The organism is Clostridium sp. LIBA-8553, assembly GCF_057782465.1.
The window spans coordinates 730,620-752,141 of record NZ_CM173489.1 but is presented as its reverse complement, the minus strand read 5'-3'; the positions used below and the strand labels follow the sequence as shown (position 1 = coordinate 752,141).

Annotated in this window: 19 protein-coding genes; 1 reads left to right on the top strand and 18 read right to left on the bottom strand. The window is 28.5% G+C overall.

Features of this window, described 5'->3' with window-relative positions:
• Positions 1-19: 19 nt before the first annotated feature.
• The 5 genes from AC2JAQ_RS03150 to ulaG all read right to left on the bottom strand — a co-directional run bounded on the left by AC2JAQ_RS03150 (position 20) and on the right by ulaG (position 4,725).
• Positions 20-1,054 carry a hypothetical protein gene (locus tag AC2JAQ_RS03150; RefSeq protein ID WP_488457864.1) on the bottom strand — a complete coding sequence of 345 codons (1,035 nt, stop codon included), beginning with the start codon at positions 1,052-1,054 and terminating at the stop codon, positions 20-22.
• A gap of 107 nt (positions 1,055-1,161) precedes the next feature.
• The gene (locus AC2JAQ_RS03145; protein ID WP_003457096.1) at positions 1,162-1,452 is read right to left on the bottom strand and encodes a PTS sugar transporter subunit IIB; all 291 of its coding nucleotides are present in this window, start codon (positions 1,450-1,452) and stop codon (positions 1,162-1,164) included.
• Positions 1,453-1,548: 96 nt separating this feature from the next.
• A complete protein-coding gene (gene ulaA, locus AC2JAQ_RS03140; RefSeq protein ID WP_003456976.1) occupies positions 1,549-3,015 on the bottom strand; it encodes a PTS ascorbate transporter subunit IIC in 1,467 nt (488 codons plus the stop codon).
• A gap of 186 nt (positions 3,016-3,201) precedes the next feature.
• Positions 3,202-3,636 (bottom strand): PTS sugar transporter subunit IIA, encoded by a 435-nt coding sequence (locus AC2JAQ_RS03135; protein WP_488457863.1) that lies wholly within the window; start codon positions 3,634-3,636, stop codon positions 3,202-3,204.
• Between the two features lie 24 nt (positions 3,637-3,660).
• A complete protein-coding gene (ulaG, locus tag AC2JAQ_RS03130) occupies positions 3,661-4,725 on the bottom strand; it encodes an L-ascorbate 6-phosphate lactonase (RefSeq protein ID WP_488457862.1) in 1,065 nt (354 codons plus the stop codon).
• A 450-nt stretch (positions 4,726-5,175) separates the two neighbouring features.
• Here ulaG and AC2JAQ_RS03125 point away from each other — a divergent pair, with 450 nt between their 5' ends.
• Positions 5,176-5,955, top strand: a complete 780-nt coding sequence (locus AC2JAQ_RS03125) for a DeoR/GlpR family DNA-binding transcription regulator (RefSeq protein WP_003461699.1) — start codon at positions 5,176-5,178, stop codon at positions 5,953-5,955.
• Positions 5,956-6,146: 191 nt separating this feature from the next.
• Here the strand turns inward: AC2JAQ_RS03125 and AC2JAQ_RS03120 are convergent, their stop codons facing one another.
• From AC2JAQ_RS03120 to AC2JAQ_RS03060, 13 genes are all read right to left on the bottom strand, one after another.
• Positions 6,147-6,968: a YjjW family glycine radical enzyme activase gene (locus AC2JAQ_RS03120; RefSeq protein WP_488457861.1), complete on the bottom strand. Its 822-nt coding sequence runs from the start codon at positions 6,966-6,968 to the stop codon at positions 6,147-6,149.
• A gap of 8 nt (positions 6,969-6,976) precedes the next feature.
• A complete protein-coding gene (locus tag AC2JAQ_RS03115) occupies positions 6,977-8,470 on the bottom strand; it encodes a YjjI family glycine radical enzyme (RefSeq protein ID WP_488457860.1) in 1,494 nt (497 codons plus the stop codon).
• A gap of 169 nt (positions 8,471-8,639) precedes the next feature.
• Positions 8,640-10,031, bottom strand: coding sequence for a polysaccharide deacetylase family protein (locus AC2JAQ_RS03110; RefSeq protein WP_488457859.1), 1,392 nt, complete (start codon positions 10,029-10,031; stop codon positions 8,640-8,642).
• Between the two features lie 236 nt (positions 10,032-10,267).
• Entirely contained in the window at positions 10,268-11,605 is a 1,338-nt protein-coding gene (locus AC2JAQ_RS03105) for a vWA domain-containing protein (RefSeq protein WP_488457858.1), read from the bottom strand.
• Positions 11,606-11,618: 13 nt separating this feature from the next.
• Positions 11,619-12,734, bottom strand: a complete 1,116-nt coding sequence (locus AC2JAQ_RS03100) for an AAA family ATPase (RefSeq protein WP_488457857.1) — start codon at positions 12,732-12,734, stop codon at positions 11,619-11,621.
• Positions 12,735-12,878: 144 nt separating this feature from the next.
• Positions 12,879-13,664 (bottom strand): DUF4116 domain-containing protein, encoded by a 786-nt coding sequence (locus tag AC2JAQ_RS03095; RefSeq protein WP_488457856.1) that lies wholly within the window; start codon positions 13,662-13,664, stop codon positions 12,879-12,881.
• A 161-nt stretch (positions 13,665-13,825) separates the two neighbouring features.
• Positions 13,826-14,617 (bottom strand): GTP diphosphokinase, encoded by a 792-nt coding sequence (gene yjbM, locus AC2JAQ_RS03090; RefSeq protein ID WP_488457855.1) that lies wholly within the window; start codon positions 14,615-14,617, stop codon positions 13,826-13,828.
• 161 nt (positions 14,618-14,778) lie between these two features.
• On the bottom strand, positions 14,779-15,471 hold the full coding sequence (locus AC2JAQ_RS03085; RefSeq protein ID WP_488457854.1) for a metallophosphoesterase: 693 nt from the start codon (positions 15,469-15,471) through the stop codon (positions 14,779-14,781).
• 332 nt (positions 15,472-15,803) lie between these two features.
• Positions 15,804-17,024 carry a tyrosine--tRNA ligase gene (tyrS, locus tag AC2JAQ_RS03080; RefSeq protein ID WP_488457853.1) on the bottom strand — a complete coding sequence of 407 codons (1,221 nt, stop codon included), beginning with the start codon at positions 17,022-17,024 and terminating at the stop codon, positions 15,804-15,806.
• A gap of 227 nt (positions 17,025-17,251) precedes the next feature.
• A complete protein-coding gene (locus AC2JAQ_RS03075; RefSeq protein WP_488457852.1) occupies positions 17,252-17,665 on the bottom strand; it encodes a hypothetical protein in 414 nt (137 codons plus the stop codon).
• Between the two features lie 77 nt (positions 17,666-17,742).
• Positions 17,743-18,876 (bottom strand): AlbA family DNA-binding domain-containing protein, encoded by a 1,134-nt coding sequence (locus AC2JAQ_RS03070; protein ID WP_488457851.1) that lies wholly within the window; start codon positions 18,874-18,876, stop codon positions 17,743-17,745.
• Between the two features lie 117 nt (positions 18,877-18,993).
• Positions 18,994-20,118, bottom strand: coding sequence for a Ger(x)C family spore germination protein (locus AC2JAQ_RS03065; protein ID WP_488457850.1), 1,125 nt, complete (start codon positions 20,116-20,118; stop codon positions 18,994-18,996).
• Positions 20,093-21,514, bottom strand: coding sequence for a spore germination protein (locus AC2JAQ_RS03060; RefSeq protein ID WP_488457849.1), 1,422 nt, complete (start codon positions 21,512-21,514; stop codon positions 20,093-20,095). Before AC2JAQ_RS03060 ends, AC2JAQ_RS03065 begins: the two co-directional genes overlap by 26 nt.
• Positions 21,515-21,522: the final 8 nt, after the last annotated feature.

The window sequence follows — 21,522 nt, the reverse complement described above, 5'->3', positions numbered from 1 at the left end:
ATAAACTTATTATCTTTTATTAATCAGTAACAATATATAAGGCAGCTTGTCCTAATTCTCTATTTGCAGATATTATTATATCTCTATCATCTTCATTTAAAACTGCAACATTACTTGGTCCAACCCCAGACTCAATAACTACAGTTTCAAACTCTAATTTTTCTTTATTAGTGCATTGAATATAAAATAAATCTTTATCGCATCTTCTATAACCACCTATTATAGTTGGAACGCCTCTTAGCTTGCCACCCCAAACAACATGTCCAAAATCCATTTCTTTTGGATACTCATAAATAATTTTATATTCATCTCCATACTTTTTATTTATTCTAAAATGTTTACCATGGAATTCTTCAATAGTAACTAATTCATCTTCACCATCTTCATCTATATCTACAACAGCTACATCACTTGTAGGTCTATCCATTATTTTTTCAATAGTCCATTCCTCATCATCACTTTGAGGTGGTGTTACTCTAAATACTCCTTCTTGAGATGTTACTAAACCAACCATTTTTCCATTATGATATGCTCTACAATATCCATGATTTTTAGTTAATCCTTCTTTTATAACCTTAAGCTCAATAGGTTTATTTAAATCTTCTGGAATTTCTCCTATATATATCTTACCTGGATCACTCCAATCATCTTTAAATTGCTTACTATTACATAAGACTGCTCCTAAAAAATATAACTTTCCATTAGCTTCTAAAATATCGAAACGATGTAAATATGGTAGCTTAAATAATGTTTTTATTTCCCATTTTCCATTTTCATATCTTCCCCATACTATCTCAGCATCTTCTGATTGAAATGTAGGGAAAAATCTTTGAACTGCTAGAAAATCTCCATTCTTTCCTGGGATAGGAATTATAGACATTGTTCCTCCTGGACCATCCCAAACAGTTGATTGTTTAAAATCATCTCCCTCATACATGAAGCAAGGACCTTCTCCTTCAGTTGCTATAAGTATTTTTCTATCTCCATCAATAACAGTACTACTTGTTGCATAACATCTATGTAAATCAGTTAAAAACTTCTTTTCTATTTTCATCTTATATTCCTCCTAAATTATAAATAATTAAAATAAAGTCTTATTTATAACATAGTACCTATCTCTTAACACTCTAAGAAATAAGTACTATATCATAACTTTTATATTTATTTGTTTACTATATTTTCTACAATCTTTTCTTCAATTTCTTTTTCTGATAAAAGATTTTTAAGTCCTATAACAATAGTTCCTGAAGCCTTTGCTTTATCAAAATTTCCTTTTAATGCATCTGAACAGAATACTACATCATAACTTGAAGCTTCTGTTTTTGCTGCTCCTATACTTGTATGATGAATTGATACAGGAATATTTAACTTTTTAAATATCTTCTCTATTTTCATTTTTATAATTTGACTTGATCCCATTCCATTTCCACATGCTGCTATTACTTTTAACATAAATATCTCCTCCTAATTAACACCAATTATTTTTATCTATTTTATTTTGATAGTTAGTACCACTCTGTTAAGTACTAACTATCAATTGATTTAAATCTAATTTTGTACTCTTTCCTTTTCTTTGTCTTCTAAATATCCTTCATAATCTTCAACTAACTTGAAGTAACCCTTTTTATTTTTAAAATATTGAATTTGAGGTATTAAAAGCATTCCTACTACTGCTATTCCAACCCCTACATAAGCAAACTTGTCCATAAGAACTCCAACTACTGGCCATAATGTATCCCAGTCAAAATTTCCATGCCATCCTCCAAATTGAGCTAATCCAAAATAGTAAGCGGCAAATGCTCCACCTAAAACCTGTATAACTCCTGAGACGAATGGAATTATCATGGCCGCCTTTAATCCACCTTTTCTGTTAGCAAACACTGCAAATGTAGCATTATCAAAGAATAATGGTACGAATCCACTTATTATAAGTACTGGACTTTGGAAAACTACAAGTCCTATTATTGCTATAAATTGACCTACTGCTCCAAACAAGAATCCAATAGTAACTGCATTTGGATGTCCAAATCCATAAGTTGCTGCACAGTCTACAGCTGGTACTGATCCTGGAAGTATTTTATTTGAAATACCTTGGAATGATTCAGTAAGTTCTGAAACAAACATTCTAACACCCATTTGTAATATACTTAAGTAAACTGCAAAGTTAAGTGATTTTTCTAGTATGTAAAATAAGAAATTTGTATTTTGATCAAATCCCTTATCGATTGTATGCATTAAATCTGGTCCTAGTATTCCCATAATTATTCCGAAGAAAACAGTCATTAATATACCAGTTGCTACAACGTTATCACTAAATATAGATAAGAATCCTGGAAGTTCTAAATCCTCAATACTCTTTTTACTATTTCCTATTTTTCCAGCTATTTTATCAGTTATCCAAACTCCTAACATTTGTTGGTGACCTATGGCAAATCCACCACCTTCAGTAAGGTCTTGGCATGGTTCAACTGTAAGATTAGAAAATACTGCCCAGTATGTTCCAAGAAGTAACCCTAGCATTACTACTACTCCCATATTGCTTAAGTTTGGGAAACAGAAAAATACTAACCATAAAGCTGTAGCTGATTGTTGTACCATTACATGTCCTGTAATAAATACTGTACGAACCTTTGTAAATTTTCTAAGCAATACAAGTACTAAGTTGAATAAGAATGCTATAAGTAAAACTACCATCATCATAGAAAAAGATTTTCCTATATTCCCTATAGCCTCTTGAGCCGCCGTTTGTCCAAAATAAGGATCAATAACTGCCGCCTGTAAATTAAATCTATCTTTAAGGCCTGCAAGAATTGGACGGAAGTTACTAACAAGTCCACCTGCTGCAACATTTAAAATTAAATAACCGACTGTTGCCTTTATAAATCCTGCTAAAGCATCATAAAAAGGTCTCTTAAGTAACAAATAACCAATAAGAACTATAAATCCAATGAAAAATGCAGGTTTTGTCAGAATGTTATTTTGGAAAAACTCCCAAATGTAGATTATAAAATCCATAATACTTCTCCTCCCATATCCCTTTTCTTAACTTGTTCCAATATTATTTAAACTGTTTTAATTTATAACTTAACTGAAAACTAAATAAGATTAGTCTTAAATATTTACTATAATTTCTACAGTACTTTAGTTTAAAACCTACCTAAAGCACTGTAGAAACTTTAAAACTTGTTTTTTCAAAATTTCTTATACTAATTTTTTAAGATCCTCAACTGATTGAGCTTCTAAAAGCTTTTCTACAGTTTCTTCATCTGAAATTAACTCAACCATTTTAGTTAAATTCTTTAAATGTACTTCATTATCTACTGAAGCTAAAACAAAGAACAATTGAGCATCATACTCTTCACCCTCACCAAAACTCACAGGAGTATTCGTTTTCATAAAACATATGGCTGTTTCATTAACTCCATGTCCTTCTTGTGCATGTGGTATAGCAATCTTTGGCGCAATTACTATATATGGTCCATGTTTTTTAATACTATTTATTATTAAATTCGCATACTCTTTTTCGATAACTTTTTCTTTTTCTAAGGGAGCACATGCAGCCTTAACTGCATCCTCCCAATTATCAAAGCCATCATGAAAAGAATATCTACCTTTTTCTATTAATTCTTTTAACATGATAAATTCCTCCACTCTTAAATCTTATAGGAATGAGTTATATGGTAAGTTTATATCTACAGAGAAACAATCATCAAATCCTCTTGGATAGTGATATTCTCTCTTATCCTTATCTTCTGGGAATGTAAACTTTCCACCTACTTGCCATATAAATGGTGTAAATTTATATTGTAATCTATATTTTTTCATGTCGTATAATGCTAAGATTTCATTTGTATCAGCTTGGAAGTTTGACCATATATCATGATGGAATGGTATTACTACTTGAGTATTTAATGCTTCAGCCATTCTTAAAATATCTACTGATGTCATTTTATCTGTAATACCTCTTGGGTTTTCTCCATATGATCCAAGAGCAACATCTATTTTATAATCATTTCCATGCTTAGCATAATAATTTGAATAATGTGAATCTCCACTATGATAAAGATTTCCTCCTGGAGTTTCTATTAAATAGTTAACAGCCTTATAATCCATATCTACTGGCATTTTTCCTCTTAAATCTCCTTCTGGAGGGGCTGTTATTAAAGCTGTTCTATCAAAAGATTCTAAAGCATGTAATTGAATATCTTTTATCTTTATTACATCTCCTGGTTTAACAACTATACATCTTTCCTTTGGTACTCCCCATCCTATCCATTTATCAACACATGCTTGTGGTCCTATAAATGGAACATCTGCTGAACAATTTTTTAAAACTGCTGCTGCAACATTTATATCTATATGATCGTTGTGATCATGTGTTGATATTATTGCATCAACATTCTTTATTGCAAATGGATCTAATACAAAAGGTGCAACTCTTAAATTAGGTTGTAGTTTCTTACCTCCACACATTCTTGCCATTTGATGCTCTGGATTTATGTAAGGATTCTTCTTTGTTCTTTTTCCGCTTCCGCACCAAAAATCTATACATATGTTTGTATTTCCTTGAGTTTTAAGCCATATACCTGTACATCCAAGCCACCACATAGAAAATGTTCCTGGTTTAACCACTTCATTTTCTATCTCTTCATTTAACCAAGTTCCCCATTCTGGAAATGTATTTAAAATCCATGATTCTCTTGTTATTTCATTTACTTTACTCATAATTATACCTCCACCCATTTTTGATTGTTTTGAACGTTTATTAAGTTCGTTCAATCACTTTATGATTAAATTATATACTGTAATTGTTTTCTTTGCAAGTATTTTTTGATTGTTTTTGTTATTATTCTGTTTTTTTATACTATTAATCAAATTACTTTTAGTTTTTATGTTCTTTTTGATTGTTTTTACTCTATTTGCGTTGATTTATACTGTTCTTTTATGTACAATTATTATAAATAGCAATATCGAATTTAGTGCTAAATATATTTTATAATAAACTCCAATATTTAATTATTAAAGTTAAATACAACTTCATATTTTAGAGAATTACTATCTACAGATTTTAATACTTTTTTAAGTATCTATATATAATTTAATTTCAGATTTATAATAGTCGTTGAAATATTTTAGAAAATAATACCAAACAATATTGGTTAGGAGGCATTTATAATGAAAAACGCAAAAGGCTTTGTTTTTAAAAGACAACAGGCAATATTAAAATATTTAAAAGAAAATAAATTTGCTAAAACAGAAGAATTAGCTACTTTATTAAAAACATCTAATATAACAATAAGAAGAGATTTTCAAAACTTAGAAAAAGAAGGTGTTATAAGAAGAAAATATGGTGGTGCTGAACTTATTGAAGGAGCTTTGAGTGAAGATCCTTATTTCAATCATAGCAATATTGAAAGAGAAAAAATTAAAGATTCTATAGCTAAAAAAGCTGCTGAATTTATAGAGGATGGAGATAGTATATTTATAAACTCTAGTTCAACTGCAATAAAACTCTTAGAATATATAGAAGATAAAAGAGTTATGGTAATTACAAACAACGGCAAAATCTTAGGTATGAATTTATCACCTAATGTAGAGATAATACTTACAGGCGGTGAAGTATATGGAAGAAAGCAATCTATGGTTGGTGATATAGCTACTCAAATAATTTCTAAAATAACTGCAACTAAATGTTTTATAGGAGTCAGTGGTATAAATGCTAATACAGGAATCAGTACATCTGTTCTCCAGGAAACCACAGTAAATATGAAGATGCTTGAAAATTGTAATGGCCCAACTTTCGTCTTAGCAGATAACTCAAAAATAGGGATACATCATAATTTTTCTAGTGGGGATATCTCCAAAGTTAATTATGTAATCACAAATGAAATTGAAGATGATAAGTCTGAACTTGAAAAATTAAGAGAAAAAGGAGTAAAAATAATATTCTCATAAAATAATATTGCAATATTTTTTTATTAAAATTTATAAAGCTTAACTAAAAAAGATAAAAGCAAATTAATTGCTTTTATCTTTTTACTTATATAGCTATATATTTTTAAAGCTTTCATAAATTCTTTTCTATTCTCTAATATTTAAATATTTATTTCTTATTAAATTATTATCTAATTCTAATACATAAAATATTAAGTTATTATTGTGTCAATACATCCATTTGATATAGATTTTTCTTTTAATTCATTCATATAACTATCTCTTGGACTTGTCATACCATGAACTTCTATCCCCTCTTCTCTAACTCCAAAGGGTCTATATTTTATAAGTTTATATCTACATTTATCACCAATGATTTTAGAAACTTCATCCACTGTTTTTTCGCTATTTAGTCCTGGGGATATAACAGTTCTAACTTCATACATCTTGTCTAACTCTAATATTCTTTTTAAATTTTCTAAAACTAATTTATTTGATGATTTAGTTAGCCAAATATTTTCTTTTTCATCAATTGACTTAACATCAAGCATAAACTTATCTGTAAGATTTATAAGTTCTTCATCTAGTTCAGTATTACCATTAGTATCAACAAAGCAAGTCAATCCAAGCTTTTTAACTTCTCTAAAAAGCTTTATTAAAAATTCAGAGTTTAAAGTGCATTCTCCACCACTAACAGTTATTCCTCTTATAAAAAAACTGTCCTTCTCTATCTTTTTTACAAGTTCTTCCACTGAATATTTCTTAGTTTTAGGAGAAGACATATGTTCACATAGCTTTATACATTTATCACAAGAAATACATTCTTCCTCATCCCAAATAACTTTTCCATCACTAATTGATAAGGCACCTACTTCACAATTTTCAACACATTTTCCACAAGATATACATTTATTTATAGTCTCAGGATTGTGGCAATATAAACATTGAAAATTACATCCTTGAAAAAATATAACCATTCTATTTCCTGGTCCATCAACACAAGAAAAAGGAATTATTTTATTTACTAAAGCCATAATATCACTTACTTTCTAAGTTTTCTTTCAAAGGCATGACAATTATTCTTAGCTCCCATAGCAAAGACATCAGTATTATTAAGAACAGCCTCTCCTCTTTCAAGCTTTTCAACCTCTGAACGTTTTGCTAAATATCCTGTAACTCTTATTACATCAGCTCCACTACCATAAACAGACATATATCTTATTCCTGAACTAAATGCGCCCTTTATAATATCAACTAAAGCTTCAGGATGTTTATTATAAGTATCTTCAAATACAAATATATCTCCTATTCCATTGCAAAAATACTTATGAAATGGTGCTGATTGCATTATATGATTAAATAATTCTGGTTCTTCTCCAACTGGTATTCTACATCCTGGTGATACCTTTTGATCTAAATCTATTCCTACTTGTGCATGAAGAACATAGTGTCCTCCAAAACAATTTACATGCTTTGCTTCATGCTGTGATACTATTTTATTTAATTTTTCTATTATTCTTAATCCAAGCTTATTAGCCTTTTCTGAATATCCAAATCTATCACTTTGTTTCTTTGCTCCTAGCAAGCTATTTACAGCCTCTGCTAATCCTACTACCCCAAACATTCCTGTAAATAATTTTTTCTGAATAAATCCTTCTTTTACTAAGAAATTAGAAGTAAAGAACTGAGTTTCCTCAACTAAAAATCTTATTCTCTCATCAATATACTGAATCATTTTAGTACTTACATAAGGTAATACATTATCTAAAAAGTCCTCTACTGAACTAGCCTTTTTAGCTACCTCATTTAATTTTATTCTTACAAGGGTATATCCACCCCCACCAATATGAAATCCATTATAACAACTTGCTATAGCATATCTATCTGTTCCGAAGCTTTTTACATCCATTTTATGATTAGCAAAACTTGGCTTAGCTGTGCTTAAAGCAACCTTAGCACAAAGATTTATAAAATCTTCCGGAGTATTTTCCACATCATACTTCATAGTTAAGTTTGGAACTGCACATTGAAGTTCATCCATAGACTCTAGTATTAATCTTCCTGCTACAGTCTCTCTTGGCCCTATATTAGCATGTACAAAAGAATCGGTTAGTGTTCTATCTATATGCTGTAAAAATAGCTTAATAGCTTTTTTAGCTTCTTTTTCATCTTCTATAAATGGTTCCAAAAGCTCGTCTAAATTTCCAAGATAAACTGGAAATGTAGTTATTGAAGGCACATGCTTATAAAAAATCAATAGATTATTTGTAGCCTCCCATATATCTTCTGGAGCTGAAAGTTTTAAAAACTCACATCCTTTTTCCATTAATAAAGAATAATCTGGAATTATATATCTAGGTCTAAACGGTGCATTTCCCTCAAAAAGCGTACATATGCAACCCTCATCTATTAGTTTTTTTGTTTCTTCATCAACTTTTAAAACCTCAATTGTATTTTCTGCATAAGCAGCTAAGTTTTTAATTTGTTGGTGATATGTTAATGACTTATCTTTTAGTATTTCTAATACTCTTTCCATCTCTTCCCCTCCTGTAAAATATGTATATAAATTTAGTATACCTCTTTGTGTAAGCGTGTACAATCATCTAAATAATATATAATCACTAACAAGTTTTATTTAATCCATAATTTAAAATTAAAGCTTCTTTATTCAATGAAATTCTATTTATTGAACAAAGAAGCTTTAATTATTTAACCTGACTGTTAAGTTCATCTACAGTTATAGTCTTACAACCTCTTTCTTTTAATGCAGATATTATTTTTAGTATCATTGAATCTTTATCAAAACTATAAATTTGATCATTATTTACAGTATCATTTTTATCTTTTATACTTCCTAAAAATTTATATGGATGTATAAAAAATCCTGTAAAAATATCATCTCCCCAAGTTTTAATTCTTCTTGCTACAGCTTCTCCATTATCTTTTACATATCCTAAAGGAGCTGGTACATATAATGTTGATTTATTACTAAGACTAATTAATGGATTTAAGTTCCAATAACCTGAATAAGGTTCAAACATAATAGGAAAATATTCTTCTATTATTTTTTGTTGACTTCTATCGGCTTTATAATGAGGACTCTCAAAGAAGCCTATTGGTATATTTAATGTATTAGCTGTTCTTAAAGATGACTCTACAACATTTAAAACATCACTATTTCTATTATTAACATTCCACTTTAAGTCCACTCCAATTCCACTAATTTCTTTATTATGTTGATGGGTATATCCGTGAAGTCCTATTACTGCTCCTCTATTTATTAAATGATCTAACATATTTATAAAGTGTACATTCTCAAAGTTATTATTTTTAAGAAGATCATTATCAATACCTTCTTTAGGATTTATATATCTAGGTATCCATGCTATATGAAAAACTATATCATTAACCTTAAAATAATCTCCTAAATATTTCATTTTTTCCATGTTGTTATCTTGAGAAAACACACCACCTGCAGCTACATCCTCCATTCTTATTACAGCAGCCTTTCCATTCTCAACTTTATAACTTGAATCTATATTAGGATTTTCTCCTTCAAAAAAGTATATTGAATTTTTATTTTCATACCAATCATCTCTTAAATTAAGAAGCTCTTTAAAATCATTTATAGATATGTATTTTTTATTATTTATCTCTAAAACTTCTCCTCTAAGCTCTAAAATTTCATTTCCTTTTAAAATTTCTTTTTTATCTAAATCTATATAATCATTATTTTTTTTGCTTAATATTTTATTCTCCTCTGAATGTACTATTCCGTCTTCCACCATATCATCTATTGAAATATAATACCTTAAGTTCTTTTCATATATCTTGTCCCCAAAAACTATTAAATTATTATTTAAAAAGAGTTTTAACCCTCTTACTTCACTTATAGGCCTATTTTTTTCACCTTCTACAGTTAAATATTTTTTATCTTCCCTTTTAGTTTTACAGTCAAAAGTTATTTTATTATCATTTACTTTTATATTAGTTATAGCATTTTCTCTAAATATTAATATTTTGAAAGCTATAACCATTAAAGAAACCACTAAAACTATTAATAATACCCAAAGTACATTTTTAATATTTTCTTTCACCAAATTCCTCCTTTGTAAATCTATACGACCAACAATTACTTAACTCCAATAAACTTTTATATAAAAATTTAATAATCATTGTATAATTAGATAAAGATATCTAATATAATTAAAATAAAATTTTAATTAACTAAACCTTATTTTATAAAATCATAGCTAATATAATTATTTACTCATCTAAAAACTAATATAGCACATATCGATTTCCAATTAAATCAATATGTGCTATATTTTATTTATCTCGCCCAATCATGTAGATTATCCTTCATTTCTTGTAATCCGTCCATAATTGTATATTTTTCACCTTTTTCTTTTTCTAAATGTTTAACAGTTCCAAAAGCTCTATTAAGACTTAATTCTTCCTTACCTGTTAAAACCCAAAGAGTTCTATAATTTATAGGTTTAACCTCTAAATCTTTCTCTCCAACTCCATCTGTAAAATATACAAGTATATGATTTCTCATATTATTTTCTTTTATATATCTAAAAACAGGGGAAAATTTAGTTGAACCATTTTTCTTACTTCTTGGTTTTATATCCTTTATTCCTTTTAAATCATAAACTCTTCTTATTTCATCATCACATTCAATAATTTTTATTTCAGCACTTTTGTTTTTAACAATCCCCAAAACTTCGATTATTATGTTCTCAAATTCTTTATCATAAATTGAAGCTGAAACATCTATGGCTATTAATATTTTTGGAATGGAATTAGGTAATTTTCCCCTTAAATCTAACCTTTCTGGAAGACGTCTATCTTTTCTAGTTATTGTTTTTCTATAACTCCCTCTAGTTGTAGGTAGTATATTTTTTAAAAATTCACTCCATTTGATTTCAGGCTTCTCCTTCATTAATAGAATTATTTTTTCTAAATCCTTAGGAGCCTTTCCCTTATAAGCATTTATGGCAGTCTTTTTAGTTGTTCCCTCTAGACTGTCTAAACTTACTGATACCTCTTCCCATACGTCATGAGATCCTTCTTGATCTACTAAATCTCCTGATTCTCCATCCTTATCAATAATGCTATATTTTTTTCTTTTCTCTATAGCTTTTTGAATCTCTTCAGCATATTTTTCCATAGGCATATCTGGTTTTAAATCTATATTATATTCTAGATTTACATAATCTAGCCTCTTACTATATGGAGGTAAATTCTTTATATATTGATTTATAGCTATATCCATAGCTATACTAACAGCTAATTTTGAGTATTTTCTACTTAAAGCCTTTTCTCTAGCATAATGAGACATCATTATGTGATAAACCTCATGCTTTAAAAGTGCCTGAACCTCTTTTAAATCACATTCTAATATTATTCTTGGGTTAAACGCCATTGTAAAGTGTCCCATCTCAGGCTTAGTAGCTATAGGCCATTTTATATCTATTCTTATTTCCCTTTTAACATGGATTAAGAATTGACCAAAAAATGAGTTTTCTTTGTCGTAAAGAGATATTATCACCTTTTCTATTAGCTCCCAAAATTCTCTTTTAAAATCTTCTGTTAAGGGTTTATTTTCCTCCTCAGCTTCTATAGCTATGTTAAGAAGCTTTCTTCTAGTTCTTTCAAAATCCATAAGATTTCACCACCTAGCTATATATCTCAAAGAATGCTTCTAAGAACTTATCCTCATTTAATAATTTATCGTATAAAGTTTTTAAATGGTCACTTTTTATTTCTTTCATTATTCCAAGTCTTAAATCTTTTGGATAACAAGATAATAAATCAGAGAATACTTCTAATTCTTTATTATATTCTTTTAATCCTTCAAGATAATATAAAGCACTCTTAGCTATAATATACATTCTTGAGTGATTTTCACTCATTATTCTTTCTCTAACATTAAAACCTAAAACATCACTTTCAAATATTTCTTCATTTGAAATAATAGGCTTATTAAGATTACTTATATATGATATGAACTCTTGTGCTATAGTTGAGCCTACATTTCCTTTTAAAGCACTATAAAGTATTTCCTTAGAGAAACTCTTCTTATTTGCTAAATAAACTCTATAAGCCTTAGAAACCCTTTCCCAGCTTCTTGGAGTAGCCTTTATAGTCTCTAAAGAATTAGGTGTGTGGAAATATTCTGGAAATGTTGATAAAAACTCTATTATATGCTCATGTATATTTCCTTCACCCATAGCCCAACTCATCCATTCTTTAAGATTTGAGCTAATATCAATCCAAACAAATCTATCTTCTTGAGCTGGATCCATCTCAACAACTTGATAATCACTATCTTCGTAATTATCATATTTGTTTGATGGGTTCATAGCTGCTAATATGTACACATCTTCATTTAATTTATATCCATTTATTTCTCTATTTAATATAAGGTTCATAAGCTCTTGCTGAACTGCATGCTCACATCTATTTAATTCATCAATAAATAAAAGAACCTTCTTTCCTTTTTCAATATAATCATCTATTTCCATAAGTTTAACATGTGTAGCATATCTTGTTACACTTCTTTTTACTATTTCTCCTTGAAATACAGCCTCTTTCTTCTCAACAATTGGAAGTCCACCAATCTCTCCTTCCTTAAGAAGATTCCCATCTATAGTAACTAAATGATAATTATTTACTTTACTAAGCTCTTTTGCTAAAGAAGTTTTACCTATACCACTTTCTCCAATTAAAAGAGGTACCTCTCCTGTCATAAGAACTAAATTAACTGTACTTAATGCTTCTTTAAAATCCACCTTAGTCGTCCCTTCTTTCTCCTAATCTATCCGTAAAAACTTAACTTCTAACCTCGTTAAAAATTCTAATACACTTTTCAAAACTTCCTATTAATTCCCTTTTAACTTTTTTATTTTAGCTATATTTTAAACTGATGTTGATTTTTAAATAGATAACATACTATCTACTAATATTATTTTTGCTCTTTTACTTCCATACTCTTTAATAAATTCTACCTTATTCATTTCTAAAACTTCTAAATCTATAAAATCTAAAAGATATTTTTCATCTAAATCTTCTTCAGCAACTTTTTTCATAAGAATTTCAACAACCATATCAATATCTATACTTTCATAAAGATATTTAACAACATTTATATTATCTCCTATAAATGTCTCTAAATCTTCATAAGTATAATTAGGCAAGAAATTTATTGCCTCTGCATCCTCTTTAACAGCAGCTCTCATAGCCTCTAAAGTAGGATTTTTTATAAATTTAATTGCTGACCAATGATTTTTAACTGCTATAAGTTGTACTTCTGATGAAGGATTCTCAATATATTTTATAGCATCATAATCCCTTGAAACAGCTATTTGCTGTAACTTTTCTGAAGGATTTTTTACAAACTGTATAGCCCATCCTTTTGTTTTTACAGATTCTTCTATTACTTTTTCTGATGGATTACTAATAAGTTTTAAAGCATTCCATAAAGATTTAACTGCTAATATACATAATTCCTCTGATGGTTCTTTTACATATTCTATAGTAGTTGGATTTCTTCTTATAGCTTCCTCTTTGCATTTTTCACATTGATTTTCAATATATTGAATTGTAAATGGATTCTTCTTAACAGCTTCTAATTGAATCTCTTCAGAAGGATTTTCTATCTCTTTTATATATAAAGGATTTTCCTTAACCTTTTTTAATTCTAAATTATCCATAGTATTCATAAACACACATCCTCAAGTTTATTTTATCTATCTTAATAAAATCTCAATACTTACAACATTTTAATATATTTTATTATATAATAATTATTATTAAATATAAAGACCCTCTATACAGAAAAATACCACCTTAAAGCTAAGGAGGTATTTTAAATTATTTTAATTTAAATATTATACTTATCTATATCCCTTTGAACAGCTTGTAATAATTTATTAAGCTCCCAAACTTCTCCCTCTTCAATAAGTTTATTTAAGCTTATTTGATATCTAGAAGCTTCTGCTACTTTTCCTATTGAAATAAGGGTTAAAATACTATTCATTATATTTGTTATAATATCTGATTTAACCTCAAACAAAGTTTGAGCATCCTTTATCTCATCTTTTATTTCAAGCATTTCTTCATCTAAAGTAAACGCTGCATCTGCTGCACGCTTTAACTTTAACTGTATATCTTTTGGCAGATTCTTTTTGTATTTGTAGTTTAAAGAATGTTCGATTGTAGCCCAGAAATTCATAGCTAAAGTCCTTATTTGAAACTCAGCAAGTATATCCTTTTGCCCTTCTGCCATATTTATAGGATATCTTATAACCACATGATAGCTTCTATAACCACTTGGTTTTACATTACTAACATAGTCCTTTTCATAAAGAACCTGCATATCTCTTCTATTCCTTATAATATTGACAACAGTATCTATATCATCAACAAACTGGCACATTATTCTTATACCTGCAATATCCTCCATTTCATATTGGATTCTATCTACAGGAATATTATACTTATTTGCCTTCTCTAATATACTAGATACTTCCTTTACTCTTCCAGTTACAAATTCTATTGGAGAATACTCATTTTTTCTTCTAAATTCTTTTCTAATACTTCTTAACTTTACCTTTAATTCACTTACCGCTTGATCATAAGGAGTTAAAAAGTCTTTCCAATTTTGTATAGCCATAGAACCACCTATTTCCTAACTCTCTTAGAGAGATTATTTAACTCTCCTCGCTCATTATACCAAAAAAAGTATTAAAACTAAATATTTCGAAGTTTTAATTTATATAAAATCCATAAATTATCGCTGGATAAGTTTTGCTAATTAATAAAAAAATTAAGTTTCTAATCTAATATTTTTATAGGATCAAAATCTATAAAATCACAACTTGTAAGCTTATACTCTATGCCATCTCTCTCTTCATTTAATATCTTGCCCTTAAGAGCCATACCATGAAGATGTCCATATATAACCTTATCTACGCTAAACTCTTTAAATATCTCCATAAAAGCTGAATCTTCAAATTTTTCATTTGTAGGAGGATAATGTATCATACATATTATATTTTCATATCCTGCCTTTTTAGCTTCCTCTAAGGATAATCTTAATCTTATTTGTTCTCTATCAAAAATCTTTTTATCTTTTTGAGTGAATTTATCAGACCCCTCACAAATCCATCCTCTACTTCCACATATAGCCCAATCTTTATATGTAAAAAAATTATTTTGTATAAATTTTGTATTTTCATACATTTTATTTAACTTTGAAATACTTCCCCACCAATAATCATGATTTCCTTTAATTATTATTTTTTTGCCTGGAAGTGAATCTATCCAGTCTAAATCATCCTTACTTTCATCAGCCTTCATTGACCAAGAAATGTCACCTGCTATTAAAACGGTATCTTCCTCAGTAATTTTATTTTCCCAATTTTCTTTTATCTTCTCATGATGATTACGCCACTTCTCACCAAAGATATCCATTGGTTTATCTGTATTAAGTGCTAAATGCAAATCTGAGATAGCATATAACGCCATATTTCATCACCTTTCATATTCTATTTAGTCTTATATGTAATTATTAAAGAAAATATTTTCTTTAACACACTAAAATAAAGTATCTAAACTAATCTATATTTTGTCAGTAATTTATTATACACTTTTATCAATTATATATACAAGTTTCAAAGTAATATAATATAGCAATTAAGTAAATCAATCCTCTCATAAATCTACCGTCTTCTATAGATTATTATTTTAAAAATCAGTACTTGCTAAACATTATCTAAAATAAAAAAGAGTGTACATAGAATATACTTGCTTTAATAACGCTTAGCTAATATATTCTAATACACTCCTCTAAAAAAGTATTATGCTAAAACTATTTTATTGTAGTTTTTCTTACCTCTTTTAATTAAAGCTTCACCATTTTCAAAGTCAGCTTCTTCTAATGTCTTTTTGAAATCAGCAACTTTTTCTCCGTTTAATGATAATCCACCTTGCTTAACAAGTCTCTTTCCTTCAGCTTTTGATGGAACTATTTCAGCTTCAACTAAAATATCTAAAAGTTCACTTCCTAACTTATCTCTTCCTATTTCATAAGTTGGAACATTACTCATATCTCCACCTTGTCCGAATAAAGCTTCAGCAGCTTGTTGAGCTTTTGTGGCTTCTTCTTCACCATGTATAAGCTTAGTTACTTCAAAAGCTAGAACTTTCTTAGCTTCGTTTATTTGAGCTCCTTCTAAACTTGAAAGTCTTCTTACCTCATCCATTGGAACAAATGTTAATAATTTTAAGCATTTTTCAACATCTGCATCATTAACATTTCTCCAATATTGGTAGAACTCATAAGGAGAAGTTTTTTCTGGATCTAACCATAATGCACCATTAACTGTTTTACCCATTTTTTGTCCTTCTGAGTTAGTTAATAATGTACAAGTCATAGCATATGCACTTTCTTGTGATTTCTTTCTTACTAGTTCAACACCAGCTATCATGTTTGACCATTGGTCATCTCCACCTAGCTCCATTTTACAGTTGTACTCTTTATTTAAAACGTAGAAATCGTATCCTTGCATTAACATATAGTTAAATTCTAAGAATGAAAGTCCTCTTTCAAGTCTCTGCTTAAAGCACTCTGCTGCAAGCATTCTATTAACTGAGAAATGAACTCCAACCTCTCTTAAAAATTCAACATAGTTTTGGTTTAATAACCAGTCAGCATTATTAACAAGTATAGCTTTGTCATCTGAAAAATCTATAAATTTCTCCATTTGCTTTTTAATACAAGCGACATTATGTGCTATAGTCTCGTTAGTCATCATTTTTCTCATGTCAGTTTTACCACTTGGATCTCCAATTTTAGCTGTACCACCACCAATTAAAGCTATTGGTCTATGACCGGCTTTTTGCATATGAGCCATGAACATCATTGCTATGAAGTGTCCTACATGTAAACTGTCAGCTGTTGGGTCAAATCCTATATAAAAAGTAACTTTTTCCTTTTCTAAAAGTTCTCTTGTTTCAGCTTCATGAGTAAACTGTTTTATGTACCCACGTTCCATTAACGTATCTAATACATTAGCCATTTGTTTATCCCTCCAAAAAATTTTCATCCAGCTCACTTGCTGGTGCTATATTTAGCATATCATATAGTATATAGTATATCCTTTATTATAGTAATTCTCAATTGATTTATAAAAAAAATAAGAACTATAATTTTCAATTATAGTTCTTATTCTACTTATAGTATTAAATATTTAATAAATACTACAATAATCTATATAAACCAATTATTTTCTAAACTAGCTAAACTTTACGCCACATATTTTTTTATATTTTCAGATATTCTTTCTATATCACCATGAACAGTTACAAATACGTTTACATTTAATTCTCTACTCATAAGTTCTATTTTCTCTAAATAACTTTCTAATTCTTCTAATTCTATATCCTCTAAAATATTCGCTATGCTATCAATATATATACTTTCAACATCATAATCTCTAGAAACTATTCCTTGCAAAAAACCATAAAATTGATCATAGCTATTTATACAGTAATTGTTCATAGGTATAAGTCTAACCTTTTTATTTAATTGAAGCATTCTTTTATTATCATTATCAATAAATATAATACTTCCTTTTGATCTTTCAATCTCCTCATTAGCTAGCTTAACTAAATTTTTGCTTTTTCCAGCACCTCTCTGGTTAAAGAATAATTGAATCATCTTTACCACCCCTTAATAATAATTTTAATCAGGTAAAAACTTCCTTTATATATAATATTCAGAGTTTTCTGAAATTATTAACCTATTGTGCTATATTTATTAAATATAAACTTAGTTATATTTTCTTCATTAATCTCTATAACCTTTACATTGTTAGTAAAGCTCTCTTTTATTTCTTTTCCTCCTAAATTGTAGCTCATTTCCCCATCTCTACTATCTAAACTTATTATTTTTTCATATATCCACATATTCCTTTTTACATATCCTAAACGACCATCTTTATATCTTTTTACAATTTCACCTGGGCAGTATATGGTTAAGTCCTTATTTCCTAGTACAACCTCAATTATCTTATTATATTGAGAATAATCTCTATAAATTATAATATTCCTTATAGTATCAACTATTAGAGACACAGGATATTCATTAGGTACTATCTCTCTTATTTTTTTCTCAGCATTCTTCATCATATCTAAAATATTTCCTCTTATTATAAAAGTTTGTCCGTTACCTAATGAACTTCTTATCTTTATCATATTATGTGGCACATATAGATTATTTACATCAGAAAATACTAATAATCCTCCTAATGTACACGTTGATTTTCCAGAAATACTATTTTTATAAATTATATTACTACTACTTAATAAAAATTCTCTATTTTCCTTTGAAATCTTAATACCCTTTAAGTAAAAATACCTATTTACAAGTTCTTCATTTAAAAATTCTATATTGCTATTAACAATTGGACAGGTCTCTAAATTAAAGTTTATTCCCTTTTGAAATTCAGAAAGAAGCTCTTGTTTTCTCATAATATCAGTAGTAGATCCCCTTCTTATATAAAAAGCTCCATTTTCTCTAATTTGATATGGCTTTTGATAGCTATTAAAAATTACTATTACTAATAACCTTTTCCCCTCTAAAAAACACTCCTCTAAACTAACAGGAACTGGTGGTTCAATTCTTGATGCTACTACTTGTTGAACTCTTTCCTCTGAAATATAATCAGCCTCAACTCCAACAATCCTTTTTGTTTTATCTTCAACCCCAATTATTATATAGCCTCTCCCCCCTCTAGAATTTGCTATGGCGCATATATCCTTAGCTAACTCCCTTTTGGTGCTCTCTGTGAAAAGCTCTATTTTCAGCTTAAAGTCTAACTTCTCATATTCATTTTTCTTTATCAAATTTCTCAACTTATTTTTATCCATAATAACCCTCTTTTTTAATAAGCTCTATTTACGACCTAATGCTTTAAATAAAATATAACATAAATTTAAAACCCATAGAATATTATATTCCATGGGTTCATTTTAATTCCTTATATTTTAGAGTGTATTTCCAGTAATTGTTGTTCCATCAATTTCAACATTAACATTAACCTCTATATTAGTGATAGTTATAGGGTCTTTTAATAAAACTTCATCAGGATATTTTCTGTAGAATAAGTTTCCAACATTAACAATATCTATTCCACTTTCTTTAAAATTATCAAACAGAATTTCTAAATATTGTTTTATTGTGGCTGCCTCTTCTAACTCTAAGATATTTATTACCTTCTCATTAACGATAAGTCTTGACTGTGATTCACCAATTGAACATTTAACTTTTACATCTTTATGTAGAACTATATTTTCTCCATCATAACTTAAAGATGTTTTGGTACGAGCATTAGATATCTCTAATGTTACAAATGTATTTGGATCTTGTGGATTCATAACTTCTAAAGTTCCATCTTTTAATTCTCCTATCAAAATGTTATAGCTCATTCCTTCTTCAGCAGTTATTCGTCTTACTAAAACCTCATTTTTTAGCAAAGCACCTCCACTTAATTCTAATCTTTTCTCCTTCATATCATCTCTTATACTTAAAGCACCTAAAACCATTAAATTTCCGTAATTAGTTCTAGTTTCTAAATAATCATTAGCATCAATAGCTATAACTCTAGAACTTCTATTTGATTTTTGAACTAACTCATCAATAAAAACTCCTAAATACTCTTCATCTACAGTAACATCATTTAAAAGCTCTTCTGGAGAACCAAATAAGACAAACATATATGGTCTAATCATAAATTCTTGATTCTTATTTATAATATCTATGTACTTTCTTATACCATTTTTAGCTGCTTTTTCTGTAAATATATATCCCTTACATTGAGTAAAATCCAACTTACTACTAGAATACATATTTATCTCTTTCATAGCTTCTAAAACTGTTTTTCCAGAACCTTTATATAGAACTCTTCTACCCTTATCTGAACTTTCATTTGAACTTCTATAAGGTTTTACACAATCTAAATATATATCTATATTTCCTATTTCATTTTCATCAAATACAATACTTGTTACAAAGGTAACCTTATTTATATCTTTATAATTATAGCAACCAATAAACATAGTTGACATAATTATTATGCTTAGTAAACTAGCTATAACTTTCTTTAGGTTCATTTTTACCATCCTTGCTAACTATATCTTTTGATATTTTATCTAATTTTCCTCTAGTAATAATATCCTTAAACTTATAACTATTTAAGGTTCCTAGAGGGAATAAGTATTGATACCTGCAACTTCTTAAATGTGCTAAATGGGATAATAATACAATGCTTATTAAGACAACACCTGGAATTCCAAAAAGTGCAGCTACAACTACTATTCCTATACTCCATACAGAAACCGCACCATAAAGCTTTGGAATTAAGAAATAACAGACTGCGCCTAATGCAACAACCACAATTGTTATTCTTGAAGCAATACCTGCTCCTACAGCAGCCTCTCCTAAAATCAATCCTGAAACTAAGCTCATGGAAGTTCCTATAGGTTGAGGTAATCTTAATCCTGCTTCTTTTATTATTTGAAATAATAACATCATTATTATGACTTCTGCTACTATAGGAAATGGAACTCCTGCTCTAGCAACAGCCAATCTAAAAACAAATAAACTAGGCAATATAGAAAAATGATGCGTAACTAATGCAACATAAATTCCAGGTAAAAACATAGCAATAAAAAAGGCTATCCATCTTAAAATTCTAGTAAAACTAGTAAAATACCTATTTAGATAATAATCATCTGGTGTTTGAAAGTTTTCTATAAAAAAGAATGGTACAGTAAGAACAAAAGGTGTACCATCTACTATTATGGCTACTCTTCCTTCTAGTAACTTTGCCGCAACCTCATCTGCTTTTTCTGTATATCCAACTGTATCAAATAAAGTCCTATCTTCTCTAATCTTAGCTTCAATATAGTTTGTATCCAATATAAAATTATAATCTAAGTTTTTTATCTTTTCTCTTATTTCATCGACTAACTCTTTTGGAGCCTTATTTTTTATATAAGATATACATACCACAGTTTGAGTATCTTCTCCAACATATAAAGGCTCAAATTTCAAATTATGATTTTTTATTCTTCTTCTCAATAAAGTAACGTTATCAACAAAGGCTTCATTAAATCCTTCTCTTGGTCCTTTTATTACTGCCTCTGTTATTGGAATTCCAACACTTCTTCTCGTGTATCCCTTTGTTTCACAATATATTACCTTATCATAATTTTTAAATATTATTACTACATCTCCGGACAAGACATGAAGTAATGTATCATTTTTATCCTTAGACCAGTTTGTTATGTTTATATCTATAACCTTAGTCATAATATCATACTCATTATTTATGCCATCTTTTACTAAGGTTAATGGTTTTACTATGTATTCACTAATAAATTGAGTAGAACACAAAACATCCATAAAAACAATTGTGGCTGGTCCTAAAGCAGTATCCACCTCCCTGTATTTAACATCAAAGCTATCTTTTAATTTTTCTTTTAGAAATTCTAATTGTTTTTGCATTTTATTTA

What these genes read in the sequence shown, in the direction of transcription:
- ulaA (WP_003456976.1), bottom strand. Translation starts at nt 3,015, where the DNA reads ATGGATTTTATAATCTACATTTGGGAGTTTTTCCAAAATAACATTCTG.
- AC2JAQ_RS03105 (WP_488457858.1), bottom strand. Translation starts at nt 11,605, where the DNA reads ATGGATTTTGAAAGAACTAGAAGAAAGCTTCTTAACATAGCTATAGAA.
- ulaG (WP_488457862.1), bottom strand. Translation starts at nt 4,725, where the DNA reads ATGAGTAAAGTAAATGAAATAACAAGAGAATCATGGATTTTAAATACA.
- AC2JAQ_RS03085 (WP_488457854.1), bottom strand. Translation starts at nt 15,471, where the DNA reads ATGGCGTTATATGCTATCTCAGATTTGCATTTAGCACTTAATACAGAT.
- AC2JAQ_RS03075 (WP_488457852.1), bottom strand. Translation starts at nt 17,665, where the DNA reads ATGATTCAATTATTCTTTAACCAGAGAGGTGCTGGAAAAAGCAAAAAT.
- AC2JAQ_RS03070 (WP_488457851.1), bottom strand. Translation starts at nt 18,876, where the DNA reads ATGGATAAAAATAAGTTGAGAAATTTGATAAAGAAAAATGAATATGAG.
- AC2JAQ_RS03060 (WP_488457849.1), bottom strand. Translation starts at nt 21,514, where the DNA reads ATGCAAAAACAATTAGAATTTCTAAAAGAAAAATTAAAAGATAGCTTT.
- AC2JAQ_RS03120 (WP_488457861.1), bottom strand. Translation starts at nt 6,968, where the DNA reads ATGGCTTTAGTAAATAAAATAATTCCTTTTTCTTGTGTTGATGGACCA.
- AC2JAQ_RS03095 (WP_488457856.1), bottom strand. Translation starts at nt 13,664, where the DNA reads ATGAATACTATGGATAATTTAGAATTAAAAAAGGTTAAGGAAAATCCT.
- AC2JAQ_RS03125 (WP_003461699.1), top strand. Translation starts at nt 5,176, where the DNA reads ATGAAAAACGCAAAAGGCTTTGTTTTTAAAAGACAACAGGCAATATTA.
- AC2JAQ_RS03135 (WP_488457863.1), bottom strand. Translation starts at nt 3,636, where the DNA reads ATGTTAAAAGAATTAATAGAAAAAGGTAGATATTCTTTTCATGATGGC.
- AC2JAQ_RS03115 (WP_488457860.1), bottom strand. Translation starts at nt 8,470, where the DNA reads ATGGAAAGAGTATTAGAAATACTAAAAGATAAGTCATTAACATATCAC.
- yjbM (WP_488457855.1), bottom strand. Translation starts at nt 14,617, where the DNA reads ATGGCTATACAAAATTGGAAAGACTTTTTAACTCCTTATGATCAAGCG.
- AC2JAQ_RS03065 (WP_488457850.1), bottom strand. Translation starts at nt 20,118, where the DNA reads ATGAACCTAAAGAAAGTTATAGCTAGTTTACTAAGCATAATAATTATG.
- tyrS (WP_488457853.1), bottom strand. Translation starts at nt 17,024, where the DNA reads ATGGCTAATGTATTAGATACGTTAATGGAACGTGGGTACATAAAACAG.
- AC2JAQ_RS03150 (WP_488457864.1), bottom strand. Translation starts at nt 1,054, where the DNA reads ATGAAAATAGAAAAGAAGTTTTTAACTGATTTACATAGATGTTATGCA.
- AC2JAQ_RS03145 (WP_003457096.1), bottom strand. Translation starts at nt 1,452, where the DNA reads ATGTTAAAAGTAATAGCAGCATGTGGAAATGGAATGGGATCAAGTCAA.